Source organism: Pseudonocardia adelaidensis (assembly GCF_039543345.1).
Taxonomy (GTDB): Bacteria; Actinomycetota; Actinomycetes; order Mycobacteriales; family Pseudonocardiaceae; genus Pseudonocardia; species Pseudonocardia adelaidensis.
In genome coordinates this window covers 1-13,957 of the sequence record NZ_BAABJO010000015.1, presented here as the reverse complement: position 1 = coordinate 13,957, position 13,957 = coordinate 1, and the positions used below count along the sequence as shown (strand labels likewise).

General features: G+C 72.6%; 13 protein-coding genes and 1 pseudogene. 7 read left to right on the top strand and 7 right to left on the bottom strand.

Annotated elements, in window-relative coordinates:
* Positions 1-29 precede the first annotated feature (29 nt).
* Genes ABEA81_RS20565 through ABEA81_RS20555 form a run of 3 tightly spaced genes read left to right on the top strand, consistent with a single transcriptional unit; the run spans position 30 to position 3,682 of the window.
* Positions 30-692 (top strand): ArsR/SmtB family transcription factor, encoded by a 663-nt coding sequence (locus ABEA81_RS20565; protein ID WP_345606865.1) that lies wholly within the window; start codon positions 30-32, stop codon positions 690-692.
* A 46-nt stretch (positions 693-738) separates the two neighbouring features.
* Positions 739-2,067, top strand: coding sequence for a M20 family metallopeptidase (locus tag ABEA81_RS20560; RefSeq protein WP_345606864.1), 1,329 nt, complete (start codon positions 739-741; stop codon positions 2,065-2,067).
* Positions 2,068-2,089: 22 nt separating this feature from the next.
* Positions 2,090-3,682, top strand: coding sequence for an AbgT family transporter (locus ABEA81_RS20555; protein WP_345606863.1), 1,593 nt, complete (start codon positions 2,090-2,092; stop codon positions 3,680-3,682).
* Between the two features lie 86 nt (positions 3,683-3,768).
* On the opposite strand, the gene ABEA81_RS20550 is transcribed toward ABEA81_RS20555, so the two are convergent.
* The 3 genes from ABEA81_RS20550 to ABEA81_RS20540 form a co-directional block, all read right to left on the bottom strand.
* Positions 3,769-4,365, bottom strand: a complete 597-nt coding sequence (locus ABEA81_RS20550) for a TetR/AcrR family transcriptional regulator (protein ID WP_345606862.1) — start codon at positions 4,363-4,365, stop codon at positions 3,769-3,771.
* A 72-nt stretch (positions 4,366-4,437) separates the two neighbouring features.
* Positions 4,438-4,851, bottom strand: a complete 414-nt coding sequence (locus ABEA81_RS20545; RefSeq protein ID WP_345606861.1) for a YrhA family protein — start codon at positions 4,849-4,851, stop codon at positions 4,438-4,440.
* A gap of 9 nt (positions 4,852-4,860) precedes the next feature.
* Positions 4,861-5,184 (bottom strand): DMT family transporter, encoded by a 324-nt coding sequence (locus tag ABEA81_RS20540; RefSeq protein WP_345606859.1) that lies wholly within the window; start codon positions 5,182-5,184, stop codon positions 4,861-4,863.
* Between the two features lie 173 nt (positions 5,185-5,357).
* Here ABEA81_RS20540 and ABEA81_RS20535 point away from each other — a divergent pair.
* Positions 5,358-6,323, top strand: a pseudogene (locus ABEA81_RS20535) (DMT family transporter).
* On the opposite strand, the gene ABEA81_RS20530 reads toward ABEA81_RS20535, so the two are convergent.
* Genes ABEA81_RS20530 through ABEA81_RS20515 form a run of 4 tightly spaced genes read right to left on the bottom strand, consistent with a single transcriptional unit; the run spans position 6,324 to position 10,487 of the window.
* Positions 6,324-7,316 carry a zinc-dependent alcohol dehydrogenase family protein gene (locus ABEA81_RS20530; protein WP_345606857.1) on the bottom strand — a complete coding sequence of 331 codons (993 nt, stop codon included), beginning with the start codon at positions 7,314-7,316 and terminating at the stop codon, positions 6,324-6,326.
* Positions 7,313-8,194, bottom strand: a complete 882-nt coding sequence (locus ABEA81_RS20525) for a carbohydrate ABC transporter permease (protein WP_345606855.1) — start codon at positions 8,192-8,194, stop codon at positions 7,313-7,315. The genes ABEA81_RS20530 and ABEA81_RS20525 overlap by 4 nt, the downstream gene beginning before the upstream one ends.
* The gene (locus ABEA81_RS20520; protein WP_345606853.1) at positions 8,191-9,138 is read right to left on the bottom strand and encodes a carbohydrate ABC transporter permease; all 948 of its coding nucleotides are present in this window, start codon (positions 9,136-9,138) and stop codon (positions 8,191-8,193) included. The genes ABEA81_RS20525 and ABEA81_RS20520 overlap by 4 nt, the downstream gene beginning before the upstream one ends.
* A complete protein-coding gene (locus tag ABEA81_RS20515) occupies positions 9,135-10,487 on the bottom strand; it encodes an ABC transporter substrate-binding protein (protein WP_345606851.1) in 1,353 nt (450 codons plus the stop codon). Before ABEA81_RS20515 ends, ABEA81_RS20520 begins: the two co-directional genes overlap by 4 nt.
* Before the next feature lie 227 nt (positions 10,488-10,714).
* Here ABEA81_RS20515 and ABEA81_RS20510 point away from each other — a divergent pair, with 227 nt between their 5' ends.
* The 3 genes from ABEA81_RS20510 to ABEA81_RS20500 are packed head-to-tail and all read left to right on the top strand — an operon-like array spanning position 10,715 to position 13,674.
* Entirely contained in the window at positions 10,715-11,677 is a 963-nt protein-coding gene (locus ABEA81_RS20510; RefSeq protein ID WP_345606849.1) for a sugar-binding transcriptional regulator, read from the top strand.
* A 2-nt stretch (positions 11,678-11,679) separates the two neighbouring features.
* Positions 11,680-12,462 carry a phosphotransferase gene (locus tag ABEA81_RS20505; protein ID WP_345606847.1) on the top strand — a complete coding sequence of 261 codons (783 nt, stop codon included), beginning with the start codon at positions 11,680-11,682 and terminating at the stop codon, positions 12,460-12,462.
* 21 nt (positions 12,463-12,483) lie between these two features.
* Positions 12,484-13,674: a MalY/PatB family protein gene (locus ABEA81_RS20500; RefSeq protein ID WP_345606845.1), complete on the top strand. Its 1,191-nt coding sequence runs from the start codon at positions 12,484-12,486 to the stop codon at positions 13,672-13,674.
* Positions 13,675-13,957: the final 283 nt, after the last annotated feature.

Below are 13,957 nucleotides of genomic sequence, written 5' to 3'. Positions count from 1 at the left end.
CTGAACCGTCCGTGCACTAGCGTCCGGTCGTGGACTGCGACCTCACCACCGTGGCCCGCGCCATCGCCGACCCCACCCGGTCGGCCATGTTGCTGCGGCTGATGGACGGTCGGCGGCACACCGCGCGGGAGCTCGCCGACGCCTCCGGCGTGTCCCCGTCCGCCGCGAGCCCGCACCTGCGGCGGCTGGTCGACGCCGGGCTCGTGAGCGTCCACGTGATGGGCCGTCAGCGGCTGCACGTACTCGCCTCGCCGCAGGTCGCCACGGCGATCGAGGCCCTCGCCGCGGTCTCCCCGCTGCTGCCGGTCGAGTCCCTGCGCACGGCCCACGCGGGCAGCAGGCTGCAGACGGCCCGCGTCTGCTACAGCCACCTGGGTGGGGCGCTGGCCGTCTCGATCGCGCGCAGGCTGGAGGCCGACGGCGCGCTCGACGACCTCGACCACCCGCTGCTGGCCGTACTGGGGATCAGGGACCTGTCGGGGTTCGCGGGCCCGCGGATGCGCACCTGCACCGACTGGACCGAGCAGGAGACGCACCTCGCCGGGCGGCTGGGCAGCGCCCTGCTGGCCGCCCTGCTGGATCGGGACTGGCTGCGCAGGCGCCCCCGCGACCGTGCCCTGAACATCACGGATGCGGGGGCGGCGCAGCTCGCAGCGCTCGGTGTGGCCGCAGTACCGGCAGGGAACCTGTGATCCGGAGCGGCGACGCGGAGGCATCCGCCACGTTAGGGTGCCGATCATGCGCGAGCCCGATCGGACCAGGCCGTCGCCCCCCGACGACAGCTACCTGCGCTCGCTCACCGCGGCCACCGAGCGTGCCGTCGGCGACGCGGAGCCGCTCACGTCCGAACACGCGGGGGCGGCGGAGGAGGTCCGGGCGGCCGTGCTCGCCGCGGCGCTGGAGTACGGCGACGACCTCGTCGCGCTCAGCCAGGACCTGCACGCCCACCCCGAGGAGGGGTACGCCGAGCACCGGTCGGTGCGGGCGGTGGCGAGGCTGCTGGAGCGGCACGGCCACACCGCCCGGGTCGGCGTCGGCGGGCTGGACACCGCGTTGGTCGCCACCCGCGGTTCGGCCGGTCCGCACATCGCCGTGCTCGCCGAGTACGACGCGCTGCCCGGGATCGGCCACGCGTGCGGCCACAACATCATCTGCTCCACCGCTGTCGGCGGGTTCCTCGCCGCCGCCCGGGTGCAGGAGCAGGTCGGCGGCCGGTTGTCGCTGATCGGGACGCCGGCCGAGGAGGGTGGTGGCGGCAAGGAGAAGATGGCCCGCGCCGGCGTGTTCGACGACGTCGACGTGGTGATCATGCTCCACCCGTTCACGCACGACATCGCGATGCACCCGTTCCTCGGCCGCCGCCAGGTCGAGATGGTGTTCCACGGGGTCGCCTCGCACGCCTCCGCGCAGCCGTTCATGGGCCGCAACGCGCTCGACGCCGCGGTGGCGGCCTACCAGGGGATCGCGGCGCTGCGCCAGCACCTGCCGAGCAGCGACCGGCTGCACGGGATCTTCACCGACGGCGGAACCCGGCCGAACGTGGTGCCCGAGCGGGCGGCGCTGCTGTTCTACCTCCGTTCGGCGGCGCCCGAGACGCTGCGGGACCTGGCCGCCCGGATGTCCGAGATCGCGCACGGCGCGGCCGCGATGACCGGCTGCGGCGTCGAGCTGCGCTGGGACCCGCTGCCCGCATACCTGCCGATCCGCTTCAACCACGCGCTCGCCGCGCGCTGGGCGGTGAACCAGGAGCCGGTGGGACGCCGACCGCTGCCGCCGGGTGTGGTGCCCGACTTCCTCACCGGCTCCACCGACCTGGGCAACCTCAGCTACCGGATGCCCGCGATCCACCCGATGATCGCCGTGTCCGACCCGACCGTCGCCCTGCACACCACGGCGTTCGCGGAGGCCGCAGGCGGCCCGGCGGGCGACCGGGCCGTGCGCGACGGCGCCGTCGGCCTCGCGCTCACCGCCGTCGACTACCTGGCCGACGCCGCCCTGCGCGACGCCGTCCACGCCGAGTTCGCCGCGGCCGGCGGGCCGCTGGACGTGCCGACCTACTTCGACTGACCCAGCTCCCCGAGGAGGCCGCGTGACCACCGCCAGCCCGTCCGCCCCGCCCGGCGCCCTCGACAAGGCCCTGGACTGGATCGAACGCGCCGGCAACCGGCTGCCCGAGCCGTTCATGCTGTTCGTGCTGCTCACGCTCGTGGTGGCGGTGCTGTCCTCGGCGATGGAGGCGTTCGGGGTGAGCGTCACCATCCCCGGCGAGAACGAGGTCACGCCGATCCGGGGGGCGTTCAGCGGCGCCGGCCTGGAGTTCTTCTTCACCGGGCTGGCGGACAACTTCATCGGCTTCCCGCCACTGCGCACGGTCGTGACGATCATGCTGGCGGTGGGGCTCGCCGAGCGGACCGGGATGCTCGCGGCGCTCATCAGGCTCGCGTTCTCGCGCGCACCGCGCTGGCTGCTGCCGTACGCGCTCGGGTTCATCGGGGTGAGCGGCAGCGTCATGGCCGACTCGGCGTTCATCATCATCCCACCGCTGGCCGCCATCGTGTTCAAGGCCGCAGGCCGGCACCCGGTGGCCGGGCTGATCGGCGGGTTCGCCGCCGTCGGCGCGGGCTACTCGACGTCGCTGCTGGTCACGAGCCTGGACGCGTTGCTCGCCGGCATCACCAACGGGGTGGCCGCGACCCTGCCCGTCGCCGGCACGCCGGTCACCCCGATCTCGAACTACTTCTACAACGCCGTCTCCTCGATCGTGCTGAGCCTGATCGCGGGCCTGATCATCGACCGGGTGGTGGAGCCCGGACTCGTGCGTTCCGGCTTCCCGGACACCGAGCTCGATGACGACGACCGCGCAGGCGGTCACGACGCGGACGACCCGACCGCCGAGCCGACGAGCGCCACCGTCACCGCCGCGGAACGCCGCGGGATCCGCGCCGCGGGCGTCGCGCTGCTCGTGGTCGTCGCGACGGTGCTCGTACTGGTGCTCGTGCCGGGCTCCCCGCTGCGCAACGACACCGGCGGCTACCTGCCGAAGTCGCCGCTGCTGGACTCCGTGGTCACGCTGGTGTTCCTGGCGTTCTTCGTGCCCGCGCTCTTCTACGGCATCTACGCAGGCACGATCCGGCGCGGCGCGGACGTGCCGCTGCTCATGGGCCGGGCGCTGAAGGACCTCTCCGGGTTCATCGTGCTCGCGTTCATCCTCGGCCAGTTCATCGCGCTGTTCGCCTGGACGAACATCGGCGCGTGGCTGGCCGTCTCCGGCGCGGAGCTGCTCGAGGCGATCGGGCTCACCGGCTACCCGGCGATCCTCGGGTTCGTGGTGCTCGCCTCGCTGCTCAACCTGTTCGTCGTGTCGGGCTCCAGCCTCTGGACGCTGATGGCGAGCGTGTTCGTGCCGCTCTTCCTGCTGCTCGGCTACGAGCCCGGCTTCGTGCAGGGCGCGTTCCGCGTGGGCGACGCCGCCACGCAGGTGATGACGCCGCTCAACCCGTACATGATCGTGCTGCTCACGTTCGTGCGGCGCTACCAGCCGAACGCCGGGCTGGGCACGGTGATCGCCAAGATGGTGCCGTTCGTCGTGCCGTTCTGGGTGGCGTGGGTGCTCGTGCTGACGGTCTTCTACGCGTTCGGCATCCCGATGGGACCGGGCGTCGGCGTGCGCATCGGCGAGTAGCCGGCTCCGTCACACACCGATGGTGGTGCCCGCACACCAACTGCAGTTCGTGTGCGGCACCGGTGTTCGGGTGTGAGCGCCGATCCTCACGGCCCTGACAGCACCCGGCGGGCCAGGTGGCCGAGTGCGTCGGCGATCTGCGCGGGCGTCATCCCGTTCGACCGCTGGTGGCGGAACACCTCGGCCGCGAGCGGGGCCAGCAGCGCGTCCACCAGCGCGTCCGGCGCCGGGACGGCCGCCTCGACCAGCAGCGACCGCACGTGCGCCCGCCAGAACCCGTAGGAACCCGCCGCGAACCGCGCCGCCCCCGCGTCGATCGCGAGCAGCAGCGGCAGGTGCCGGTCGAGGTGCTCCACCATCGCGGCGTAGAAGGCGGCCAGGCGCTCGGCCGGCGGGGCGCCGGGACCCAGCGGCGGCGCGCCCCGCATCAACCGCTCCTGCAGCTCCCGCTCGTGCTCGCCGAGCAACGCCTCCGCGATCGAGACGACGTCCGGGTAGCGCCGGTAGAGCGTGGCGCGCCCGACCCGGGCCGCACGGGCGACGTCGTCCATCGTGACGGCGCGCGGGTCCTCGCGGCTGCGGAAGAGCTCGGCGGCGGCCGCGAGCACCCGTGCCCGGTTGCGGGCGGCGTCGGCGCGCTCGGCGGGCGGGGCGCGCACCCCCGGCGGTTCGACGGCGGCCATGACCGCAGGCTACTGTCCCCCGCCGGAAGTCCGTTGGGTAAGTCGGTGGATCCAGGTTCTCGCACTAGGTGCTCAGCGGCGGCCGGCGAGCAGCTGCGCGAGCGCCGCGGCGACGTCCGGGAAACGCTCGACCGGTTCGGCGGTCACCCGGTCGCGCAGCACGGGCGCGCCGCCGTCCAGGTCGACGGTGAACAGGTACAGGTCGTTGTCGCCGAGCACCAGGTAATCCTCCCGGCCCGGCACCTCCCGCCACAGCTCGTTGGCCGCGACCAGCCCCTGCCAGAAGCCGCCCGGCCCGCGCGCCTCCGGGCTCTGCCCGCTGCCGTAGAGGACCAGCCCGTCGACGTCCAGGCCGTCCTCGCGGCGCAGCAGGTCGGCGTACGCGTCGGGCAGCATCGCCCCGAACCGGTCCCGCAGCCGGGCCCGGACATCCGCGATCGCGGCCTCGTCGGCGCCGGGTTGCACCGGCTCGTCGAACGACGTCACGCGCCGACCCTATGAGGTCCCCGCGTGCGCCAGCAGCACGCCCGTCGTGACCAGCACGAGGGCACCGAGGCGCATCGGGGTGACCGGGTCGTGGTGCAGCGCCAGCCCGAGCAGCACCGCTCCCGCGGCGCCCATCCCGGTGAAGACGACGTACGCCGTGCTGACGGGCACGCCGGCGAGCGTGGCGCGCGCGAGCAACCAGATGATCGCGACGCACAACGCGATGCACAGCACGCTCGGCCAGAACCGGGTGAGCCCCTTCGTGGGCGGGATGCTCTGCGCCCAGGCGATCTCCACCGCGCCCGCGGCGAGCAGCCACAGCCAGCCGTTCACGTCGCGGCGCCGTGCGCCGACACCATGCGGTCGCTCTCGCGGTCGGACACCGGGCCTCCTGTCGGCGGATTCGGACGAACAGCTCACGTCCACCCCTTATCTGGACACTATGTCCAGTTCACTCTACGCCTTCAACCGGACGGCGTGTCCAGTTCTGGGTCAGAGGAGCGCTCATGACCCCGGTCCTCCTGGTCGCCGCACTGCTGATCGGCTGCCTGCTCGCCGCGCAGGCGTCGGCGAACCTCCAGCTCGACAAGGCCGTCGGTACGCCCCACGGCGCGTCGACACTGCAGCTGTGGCTCGCCGTTGCCGTGCTCGCCGTGCTGGCCGCGGTCATCGGGGCGTTCGGCGCACTCGCCGGCCTCGCCGACGTTCCGGCCTGGTACCTGCTCGGCGGACTCGCCAGCCCGCTCTACATCACCAGCGGCATCCTGCTGTTCCCGCGCACGGGCGCGCTGGCCGCAGGAGGTCTGTTCGTGACCGGCCAGATGCTGGCCTCGGTCGCGATCGACCTGTTCGGGCTGTTCGGGCTACCCCGCCAACCCCTGACCGCGGGCATGCTCGTGGGCGCACTCGCCGTGCTCGCCGGCATCACGCTCATCGTCCGCGGCCGGCCCGCCCGCGTTCCCGCGATGGCGCCGGCCGGTGGCCGTGCGGGCACGCAGCCGCCCCTGCCGGCCCGGGCGGCGACGGGCGGCTGGCTGCTGCTCGGCCCGGTCGCCGGCGCCGTGCTCCCCGTGCAGGGAGCCGTCAACGCCCGGCTGCGTTCAGTCCTCGAAGTGCCGATCGCCGTCGCGCTGGTCAGCTTCGTCGTGGCGGCGCTCACGATCTCGGTGGTGCTCGCCGCACTCCTGATCACGGGCCGGACCGCGCCACCACGGCCACCCGGCGCAGGCATGCCGTGGTGGGGCTGACTCGGCGGCCTGTGCGCCGCCGGCTACGTCACCGGCACGTTCCTGCTCATCCCGGCGATCGGCGCGGCCGTCACGGTCGCACTGACGGTCACCGGGCAGCAGCTCGCGTCCGCGGTCATCGACGCGCGGGGGTGGTTCCGGCTGCCGCGCCGGACGTTCACCACCCGGCGCGGCACAGGTCTCGTGCTCCTCATCGCCGGATCCCTGCTCATCCAGCTGGTGTAGCTACTTGTGCGGCATCACCTGGATCTTCCGGCCGACGCCCTGGCGGAACTGGTCCAGGGCCGCCGGGTAGTCCTCGAGGCCCATCCGGTGGCTGATCATCACGTCCGGGCGCAGCGCCCCGTCGGCGAAGAGCTCGGCGGCACGCTCGAAGCTGTGCAGCACCGCCATCGAGCCGACGACCCGGATCTCCTTGTTGTAGATCCGGTACGGCGAGAACGACGCTTTCGCGTCCTCGTTGGCCACGCCGAACTGCTGGAACGTGCCGCCCGGTGCCACCCGGCCGAGCCCGTCCTCGATCGCGGCGACCACGCCCGTGCAGTCGACCACCACCTCCCAGCCGCGGGGGCGGTCCAGCTCGTCGGCGCTGGTGACGGTGGCCGAGCAGCCCAGCTCGCGCGCCGTCTCCAGCCGTGCCGGGTTCAGGTCGACCATGTCGACGCTCGCCGCTCCGGCCCGCTTGGCGAGCTCCATCATCATCAGGCCCATCGTGCCGGCGCCGTAGATGAGGAAGTGGTCCCCGAGCCGCGGCTGCAGCACGTCGAACCCGCGCACCGCGCACGACAGCGGCTCGATCAGCGCGGCGTCCGCCGGCGTGACGCTGTCCGGAAGCCGCACGCAGTTGGCCACCGGCGCCACCGCGAACTCCGCCGCTCCGCCCGCCGTGCTCACGCCGATGGCGCCCCACCGCTCGCAGAGGTTGCCGCGGCCGCGCCGGCAGTAGTGGCACTCGTGGCAGTACAGCGACGGGTCGACGGCGACCTGGTCCCCCACCCGCACCTCGGTGACGTCCGCGCCGACCGCGACGACCTCGCCCGCGAACTCGTGCCCGGGCACGACCGGCAGCGTCGGCGCGAACTCCCCCTCCGCGATGTGCAGGTCGGTGCCGCAGATGCCGCAGCCCGCGACCGCGACCACCACCTCCCGCGGGCCGGGCGCCGGGTCCGGGACCGTCTCCACGGTCACGGCCTCGGCACTGATCACGGCCGCTCTCACTTGATCGCCCCCAGCGAGAGCCCCTGCACGAGCTTGTCCTGCGCCGCGAACCCGGCGATCAGCACCGGCAGCGACACCACCACCGATGCCGCGCAGACCGTGGCCAGGAACAGGCCCTGGCTGGTGACGAACCCGGTGAGGAACACCGGCGCCGTCTGCGCGACGGTCGCGGTGAGCACCCGGGCGAACAGCAGCTCGTTCCAGCTGAAGATGAAGCAGATCAACGACGTCGCCGCGATGCCCGGCAGCACCATCGGCACGACGACCGTGCGCAGCGTGCGGGTCAGGCTGCACCCGTCGATCGACGCCGCTTCGAGCACCTCGACCGGCACCTCGGCGAGGAACGACCGCATCATCCACACCGCGATCGGCAGGTTCATCGACGTGTACAGGATGATCAGCAACCAGATGTTGTCGAGCATCCCGATGCCCTGCGCGATCAGGTAGACGGGCAGCAGCCCGGCCACCACCGGCAGCATCTTCGTGGACAGGAAGAAGAACAGCACGTCGGTCCACTTGCGCACCGGCCGGATCGACAGCGCGTACGCCGCCGGGATCGAGAGCACCAGCACCAGGGCCGTGGACAGCACGCTCGCCGTGAGCGAGTTCAGGAGGGCGGGCCACGGGCTCGTGCCGGTCTGCGCCCCGAAGAAGTTCGCGTAGCCGTCGAACGTGAGCGGCGCGAAGAGCGACGGCGGGTTGGTGGCCGCGTCCGTCTCGCTGTGCAGGGACGTGAGCAGCATCCACAGCACCGGCAGCACGAACAGCACGCCGACGACCCACGCGAGGACCGTGAGCAGGGTGCCGGCGGGGTTGCGGGACGGCGGGTTGACCCGCGGCGCGCCGGCGGGCGGCGCCTCGAGCGTGGTGGCGGTCATCGGGCCCCCTCCTCGCGGAACAGCGACGACACGGTGCGCAGCGCGAACGTGGCGATGATGATCGTCCCGATCACGACGACGACGCCCGCCGCCGAGGCCCGGCCGTAGTCGTGCGCGTTGTAGAAGATCTGGTAGATCGTGTACGGCAGGTTCGCCGTGCCCAGGCCGCCCGAGGTGATCGTGAAGACGGCGTCGAAGTTCTGCACGATGTAGATCGACCCGAGCAGGGCGCCCAGCTCCAGGTACTGGCGCAGGTGCGGGAGCGTCATGTACCGGAAGATCTGCCACGCCGAGCAGCCGTCGATCTTCGCCGCCTCGATGACGTCGAGCGGTTTGCTCTGCAGCCCCGCGAGCAGGATCAGCATCATGAACGGCGTCCACTGCCAGACCAGCGACGCCACGATCGCTGTGAGCGGCATCGTGGAGATCCAGTCCGGCTGCGGGGCGTTCTCGCCGAAGATCCAGGTCAGCACGCCGTTGAAGAGGCCGTACTCCGGGTTGTAGAGCGCGTGCTTCCACACGAGCGCCGCGGCCACCGGCACGATCAGGAACGGGGTGATCATCATCGTGCGGACGACCCCGCGGCCGCGGAACGCGCGGTCCAGCAGCAGCGCGATGACGAGCCCGAGCACGAGGCTGACCAGCACCACCGACACCGTGAGCACGATCGTCGTGACGATCGAGTCGCGGGTGGTGACGTCGGTGAGCACCCGCCGGTAGTTGTCGAGCCCGGCGAACCCGACCTCGTCGGGGTAGTAGGCGTTCCAGTTCATGAACGAGATGACCAGCGTGCCGACGAACGGCAGCTGCGTCACGATGATCAGGAAGATCAGCGCGGGCAGCAGCGGGGCGCGCCGCGCCCAGTCGCCCGCCCGGCGCATCGCGTCGCCCTGACCCCGCGTCCGTTCGGTCGGGGACGTGCGTGGTTCCAGTGCCGTACTCATGACTGCCCCTCCGCCCGCGCGCGGTACCGATCCGCCACGTCGTCGGCCAGCTGCTGGCCCCGATCGAGGGCCTCGTCCACCGTCACCAGCCCGGCGATCGCCGAGCTCACCTCCTGCGACACCTGCGTGCCGAGATCCGGGAACTCCGGGATGTCCACGAATTGGATGCCGATCGCCGGCCGCGGCTGCACGCCGGGGTTGCGCGGGTCGGCGGCCTCGATGGCCGACTTCGTCTGCTCGGCGAACGCGCCCGCCTCGGCGAGGTACTGCGGGTTCTCGTAGGTGGACGAGCGCTTGCCCGCGGGCACCTTCGACCAGCCGACCTCCTGGCCGACCAGCTGCTCGTAGTCCTTGCTCGACGCCCACGAGATGAACTTCCAGGCGGCGTCCTTCTTCTCGCTGGCGGCCTGGATCCCCCACGACCAGGCGTACAGCCAGCCGGAGCTCGCGGTCTCGACCACCGGCGCGGGCGCGTAACCGATCTTGCCGCGCACCGGGGAGTCGGCGGCCTCCAGGGAGCCCGCCGCGGACGTGGCGTCGTACCACATGGCGGCGTTGCCCTGGACCATGTTGTTCAGGCACTCGGTGAAGCCGGCCTGCGGCGCACCCGCCTCCCCGTGCTGGCGCACGAGGTCGACGTAGAACTGCACGGCCTTCTTGAACTCCGGCGCGTTCACCGCGGCCTGCCAGTCGGCCGTGAACCACGTGCCGCCGAAGGTGTTGACCACCGTCGTCAGCGGCGCGAACACCTGGCCCCAGCCGGGCTGGCCGCGCAGGCAGATCCCGGCCATGCCGGGCTGCGCGCCGTCCAGCCGGGCGGCGATGTCGGCCACCTGCTGCCAGGTGGGCTTCTCGGGCATCGCGACGCCCGCGGCCTGCAGCACGTCCTTGCGGTACATCAGGAACGAGGACTCGCCGTAGAAGGGCTGGCCGTAGATCTGACCGTCCGGGCCCTTCAGGGACTCGGCCATCGACGGGAGGATGTCGGCCTGGTCGAAGGACGGGTCCGCCGCGATGAAGGGATCCATCGGCGCGATCCAGTGGCTGCGGGCGTAGATCGGGATCTCGAAGTTGGACAGCGAGGCGACGTCGTACTGGCCCGCCTGGCTGGAGAACTCCTGGCTGATCTTGTCACGCACGTCGTTCTCGGGCAGCACGGTGAAGTTGACGGTGATGCCGGTCTGCTTGGTGAAGTGCTCGGCCGTCAACCGCTGCAGATCCACCATCTGCGGGTTGTTGACCATCAGCACGTTGATGCTGTTCGCCCCACCGCCCCCGACGCTCCCGCCCCAGCCCGCGCAGGCGGTGCTCGTCAGCAGCACGACGAGGGAGAGCAGCGCCGTTCGCACGCTCGTTCGCCGAACCGCTGGCCCTCGCTGCGCTCGGTCGGCGCTTCGCGCGTGCCACTGTGCCGATGACTCGGTCGCAAGCTCCCTCATTGGCGCCCTCCGGCCTCGGTGCTCAGATGAGCACACGCCCGATCACACGATCAGAAGTGTGGCAATGAGCCACCCTCAACTCAATGGCTTGTGGAAGAATGGGCGCGGTTCCGCTCATATGAGCGATGGAGGCGGTAGTGGCGATCGACGGCAGCGCGCGTGGGCCGGCCCATCTCGTGCTGACGGCGTCGGTCGCGCGCCGCTACTACCTCGACGGCCGGTCCAAGGTCGAGATCGCCCAGGAGTTCGCGCTCAGCCGGTTCAAGGTCGCCCGCCTGCTCGACGACGCGCGCAACAGCGGGCTCGTCCGCATCGAGATCGGCCATCCCGGCTCGGTCGACGTGGAGCTGTCGGACCGGCTCATGTCGGCGCTCGGCCTGCAGCACTGCGTCGTCACCGACACCCCCGACGACGTGCCGGCCACCATGCGCGCCCACCTCGGGGCCGCGGCCGCCGAGCTGCTCACGGAGATCGTCACACCGGACGACGTGCTGGGGCTGTCCTGGGCGCGCTCGGTGAGCGCGATGGCCAACGCGCTGCAGCGGCTCGCCCCCGTGCCCGTCGTGCAGCTCACCGGGGCGCTCGCCCGCCCCGGTGTCGACGACAGCTCGATCGAGGTGGTCCGCGACGTCGCCCGGGTGGCCGGAGGGCCCGCCTACTTCTTCTACGCGCCGATGGCGGTGCCGGACGCCGCCACCGCGCAGGCCCTCCGCCGCCAGCCCGAGGTGGCGCAGGCGTTCTCCCGGATCGGGTCGGTCACCCGCGCCGTCGCCGGCGTCGGGGCGTGGGAGCCGGAGCAGTCCACGCTCTTCGACGCCACCGGTGAGGCAGAGCGCCGCGAGCTGGCCCGCCGGGGCGTGTGCGCCGAGATCTCGGGCGTCCTCGTCGACGACGACGGCAACCCCGTGCGCTCCGCGCTCACGGAGCGGATGATCGGCATCACGGCCGAGCAGATGCGGGCCGTGCCCGAGGTGATCGCGATCGTGTACGGAGGGGCCAAGGTGCACGCGGTTCTGGCAGCGGTGCGGGGTGGAATGGTGAACAGCCTGGTGACGCACTCGACGCTCGCCGAATCGCTGATCACCGCGGCGGGGACGTGAGTGTGGAGGTGCCCCTGCTGGGTGGCACGGCCAACCGCGGGCGCGTGCACCGCGTCGGCAACACCGTGCGCCGCCCGCTGCGCCCCACCAGCAGCGCCACCCACGCCCTGCTGCGCCACCTGGAGGACGTCGGGTTCGACGGGGCGCCGCGCGTGCTCGGCGTCGACGACGCCGGCCGGGAGGTGCTCAGCTACGTGCCCGGCCACGCGATCACCGCGCCGGCGCCTGCGTGGAGCCTCACCGACCACGCCCTGCGCAGCGTCGGGCGGCTGCTGCGCCGCTTCCACGACGCCGCCGCGGCCTTCGACCCCGCGCCGTACCGCTGGTCCCACCCGGCACCGGCCCCGTTCGACGGCCGGGGCATCGCCCACAACGACCCGAACCTCGACAACGTGGTGTTCCGGGCGGGCCAGGCCGTCGCGCTCATCGACTTCGACCTCGCCGGGCCCGGCTCGGCCGTCTGGGACGTCGCGGCCGCCGCACGGCTGTGGGCGCCGCTGCGCGACCCGGTCGACATCGCCGACACCCGCCGGGGCCGCGAGCTGGAGCGCACCCGGATCCTCCTGGACGCGTACGGGCTCGACGACGCGGGCCGGGCGGCATTCCTCCCCGCGCTGCGCGACTCCCACGCCTGGATGTGCGGGATCGTGCGCGACGGCGCCGCCCGGGGCGTGCCCGGCTTCGCCGCGTACTGGACGCCGGAGGCCGCCGCGCGCCAGGAGCGGGCGATGGCCTGGGTCGAGCGGAACGCCGACGCGATCGACGAGGCCCTCCGCGCCTCGTGAGGCGGATCTACGCTGGCGGACATGGAACCCGCGCTCGACCCGCTCTTCGACGAGCTGACCGTCGAGAACCTGCGCAGGCGGCCGGGATCGAAGTGGCGCGTGGACCCGGACGTCATCCCCGCGTCGGTGGCGGACATGGACTTCCCGGTCGCGCCCGTGATCGCCGACGCGATCGAGCACACGGTCCGCCACGGCGACCTCGGCTACCCGCGCTGGGAGGAGGTCCATCCGCTGCGCACGACGTTCGCGGACCGGATGCGCGAGCGCTACGGGTGGGCCGTCGACCCCGCCGACGTGCGCGAGCACACCGACGTGGTGCAAGGCGTGCAGGTGCTGCTGCACCTCGGCACGGCCCCCGGCGACGCCGTCGCCGTGCACAGCCCGACCTACCCGCCGTTCCACCACACCGTGGGCGCGATGGGCCGGAAGCGGGTCGACGTGCCGTTCCTCCGGACGCCGGCGGGCTGGTCCGCCAACACCGCCGGCCTCGCCGACGCCGTCGCCGCCCACGACTGCCGCGCGCTGCTGCTGGTCAACCCGCACAACCCGACCGGGCGCGTGCTCACCCGCGACGAGCTCGCCGAGATCGCCGCGATCGCCCGCCGCCACGACCTGCTCGTGATCAGCGACGAGATCCACGCCGAGCTGGCGTTCGCGCCGCACCGCCACGTGCCGTTCGCATCGCTCGACGACGACACCGCGGCCCGCACGGTGACGCTGACGTCCGCGAGCAAGGCGTTCAACCTGGCCGGGCTGCGCTGCTCGGTGGCGCACTTCGGGCCCCGGCGCCTGCTCACCCTGCGCGACGCGGAGCCGACCGAGCTGTACGGCGCGGTCGGCACGCTGAGCGTGGTGGCCGCCGTCGCCGCCTGGCGGGACGGTGCCGACTGGCAGGCCCGGCTGCTGCGCGTGCTGGACCGCAACCGGCGGCGGGTGGCCGCGGCCGTCGCGTCGTGGACGCACGACCCGGACCCGATGCCGGAGGCCACCTACCTGTACTGGTTCTGCGCCGACGCACTGGGGCTGGGCGACGACCCGCTCGACGAGGTGCTCACCCGCGCCCGCGTGCTGCTCTCCGGCGGCCCGGTGTTCGGTGAGGAGGGCCGCCGCCACCTGCGGCTGAACTACGCCACCGGCGCGGCGGTCTTGGAGGACGTGCTCGGCAGGCTGGGCGCGCTCGCCCAGGAGCGTGCTGAAGGGACCCGGCCGTAGCGAGCGGCGGCCACGTGACCGCAATCGCATCGGGTCGCCTGATGGGAGCAGGCGGATACCGGGCCGTATCTGCGACGACGACAACATCTGCGACGACGACAACGCAGCGAGTTAGCCGCCTGGGCGTCGCGCAGCAGGTCGGGGTCCTTCAGCGCGCTCCTAGTAGGGCTTTGTTAGGTCGGTGCGGGGTAGGGGCGTTTGCAGGTGTGGCATGCGCCGGTCCAGATGCTGAGGAGGGTCTGGAGTTCGCGGAGGACGGCGTAGAGGGTCAGGCCGGCGCAGG

Bases quoted from the DNA above. Each gene is read 5' to 3' on its own strand.
- ABEA81_RS20560 (WP_345606864.1), top strand. From the start codon at position 739: ATGCGCGAGCCCGATCGGACCAGGCCGTCGCCCCCCGACGACAGCTAC.
- ABEA81_RS20550 (WP_345606862.1), bottom strand. From the start codon at position 4,365: ATGGCCGCCGTCGAACCGCCGGGGGTGCGCGCCCCGCCCGCCGAGCGC.
- ABEA81_RS20525 (WP_345606855.1), bottom strand. From the start codon at position 8,194: ATGACCGCCACCACGCTCGAGGCGCCGCCCGCCGGCGCGCCGCGGGTC.
- ABEA81_RS20520 (WP_345606853.1), bottom strand. From the start codon at position 9,138: ATGAGTACGGCACTGGAACCACGCACGTCCCCGACCGAACGGACGCGG.
- ABEA81_RS20500 (WP_345606845.1), top strand. From the start codon at position 12,484: ATGGAACCCGCGCTCGACCCGCTCTTCGACGAGCTGACCGTCGAGAAC.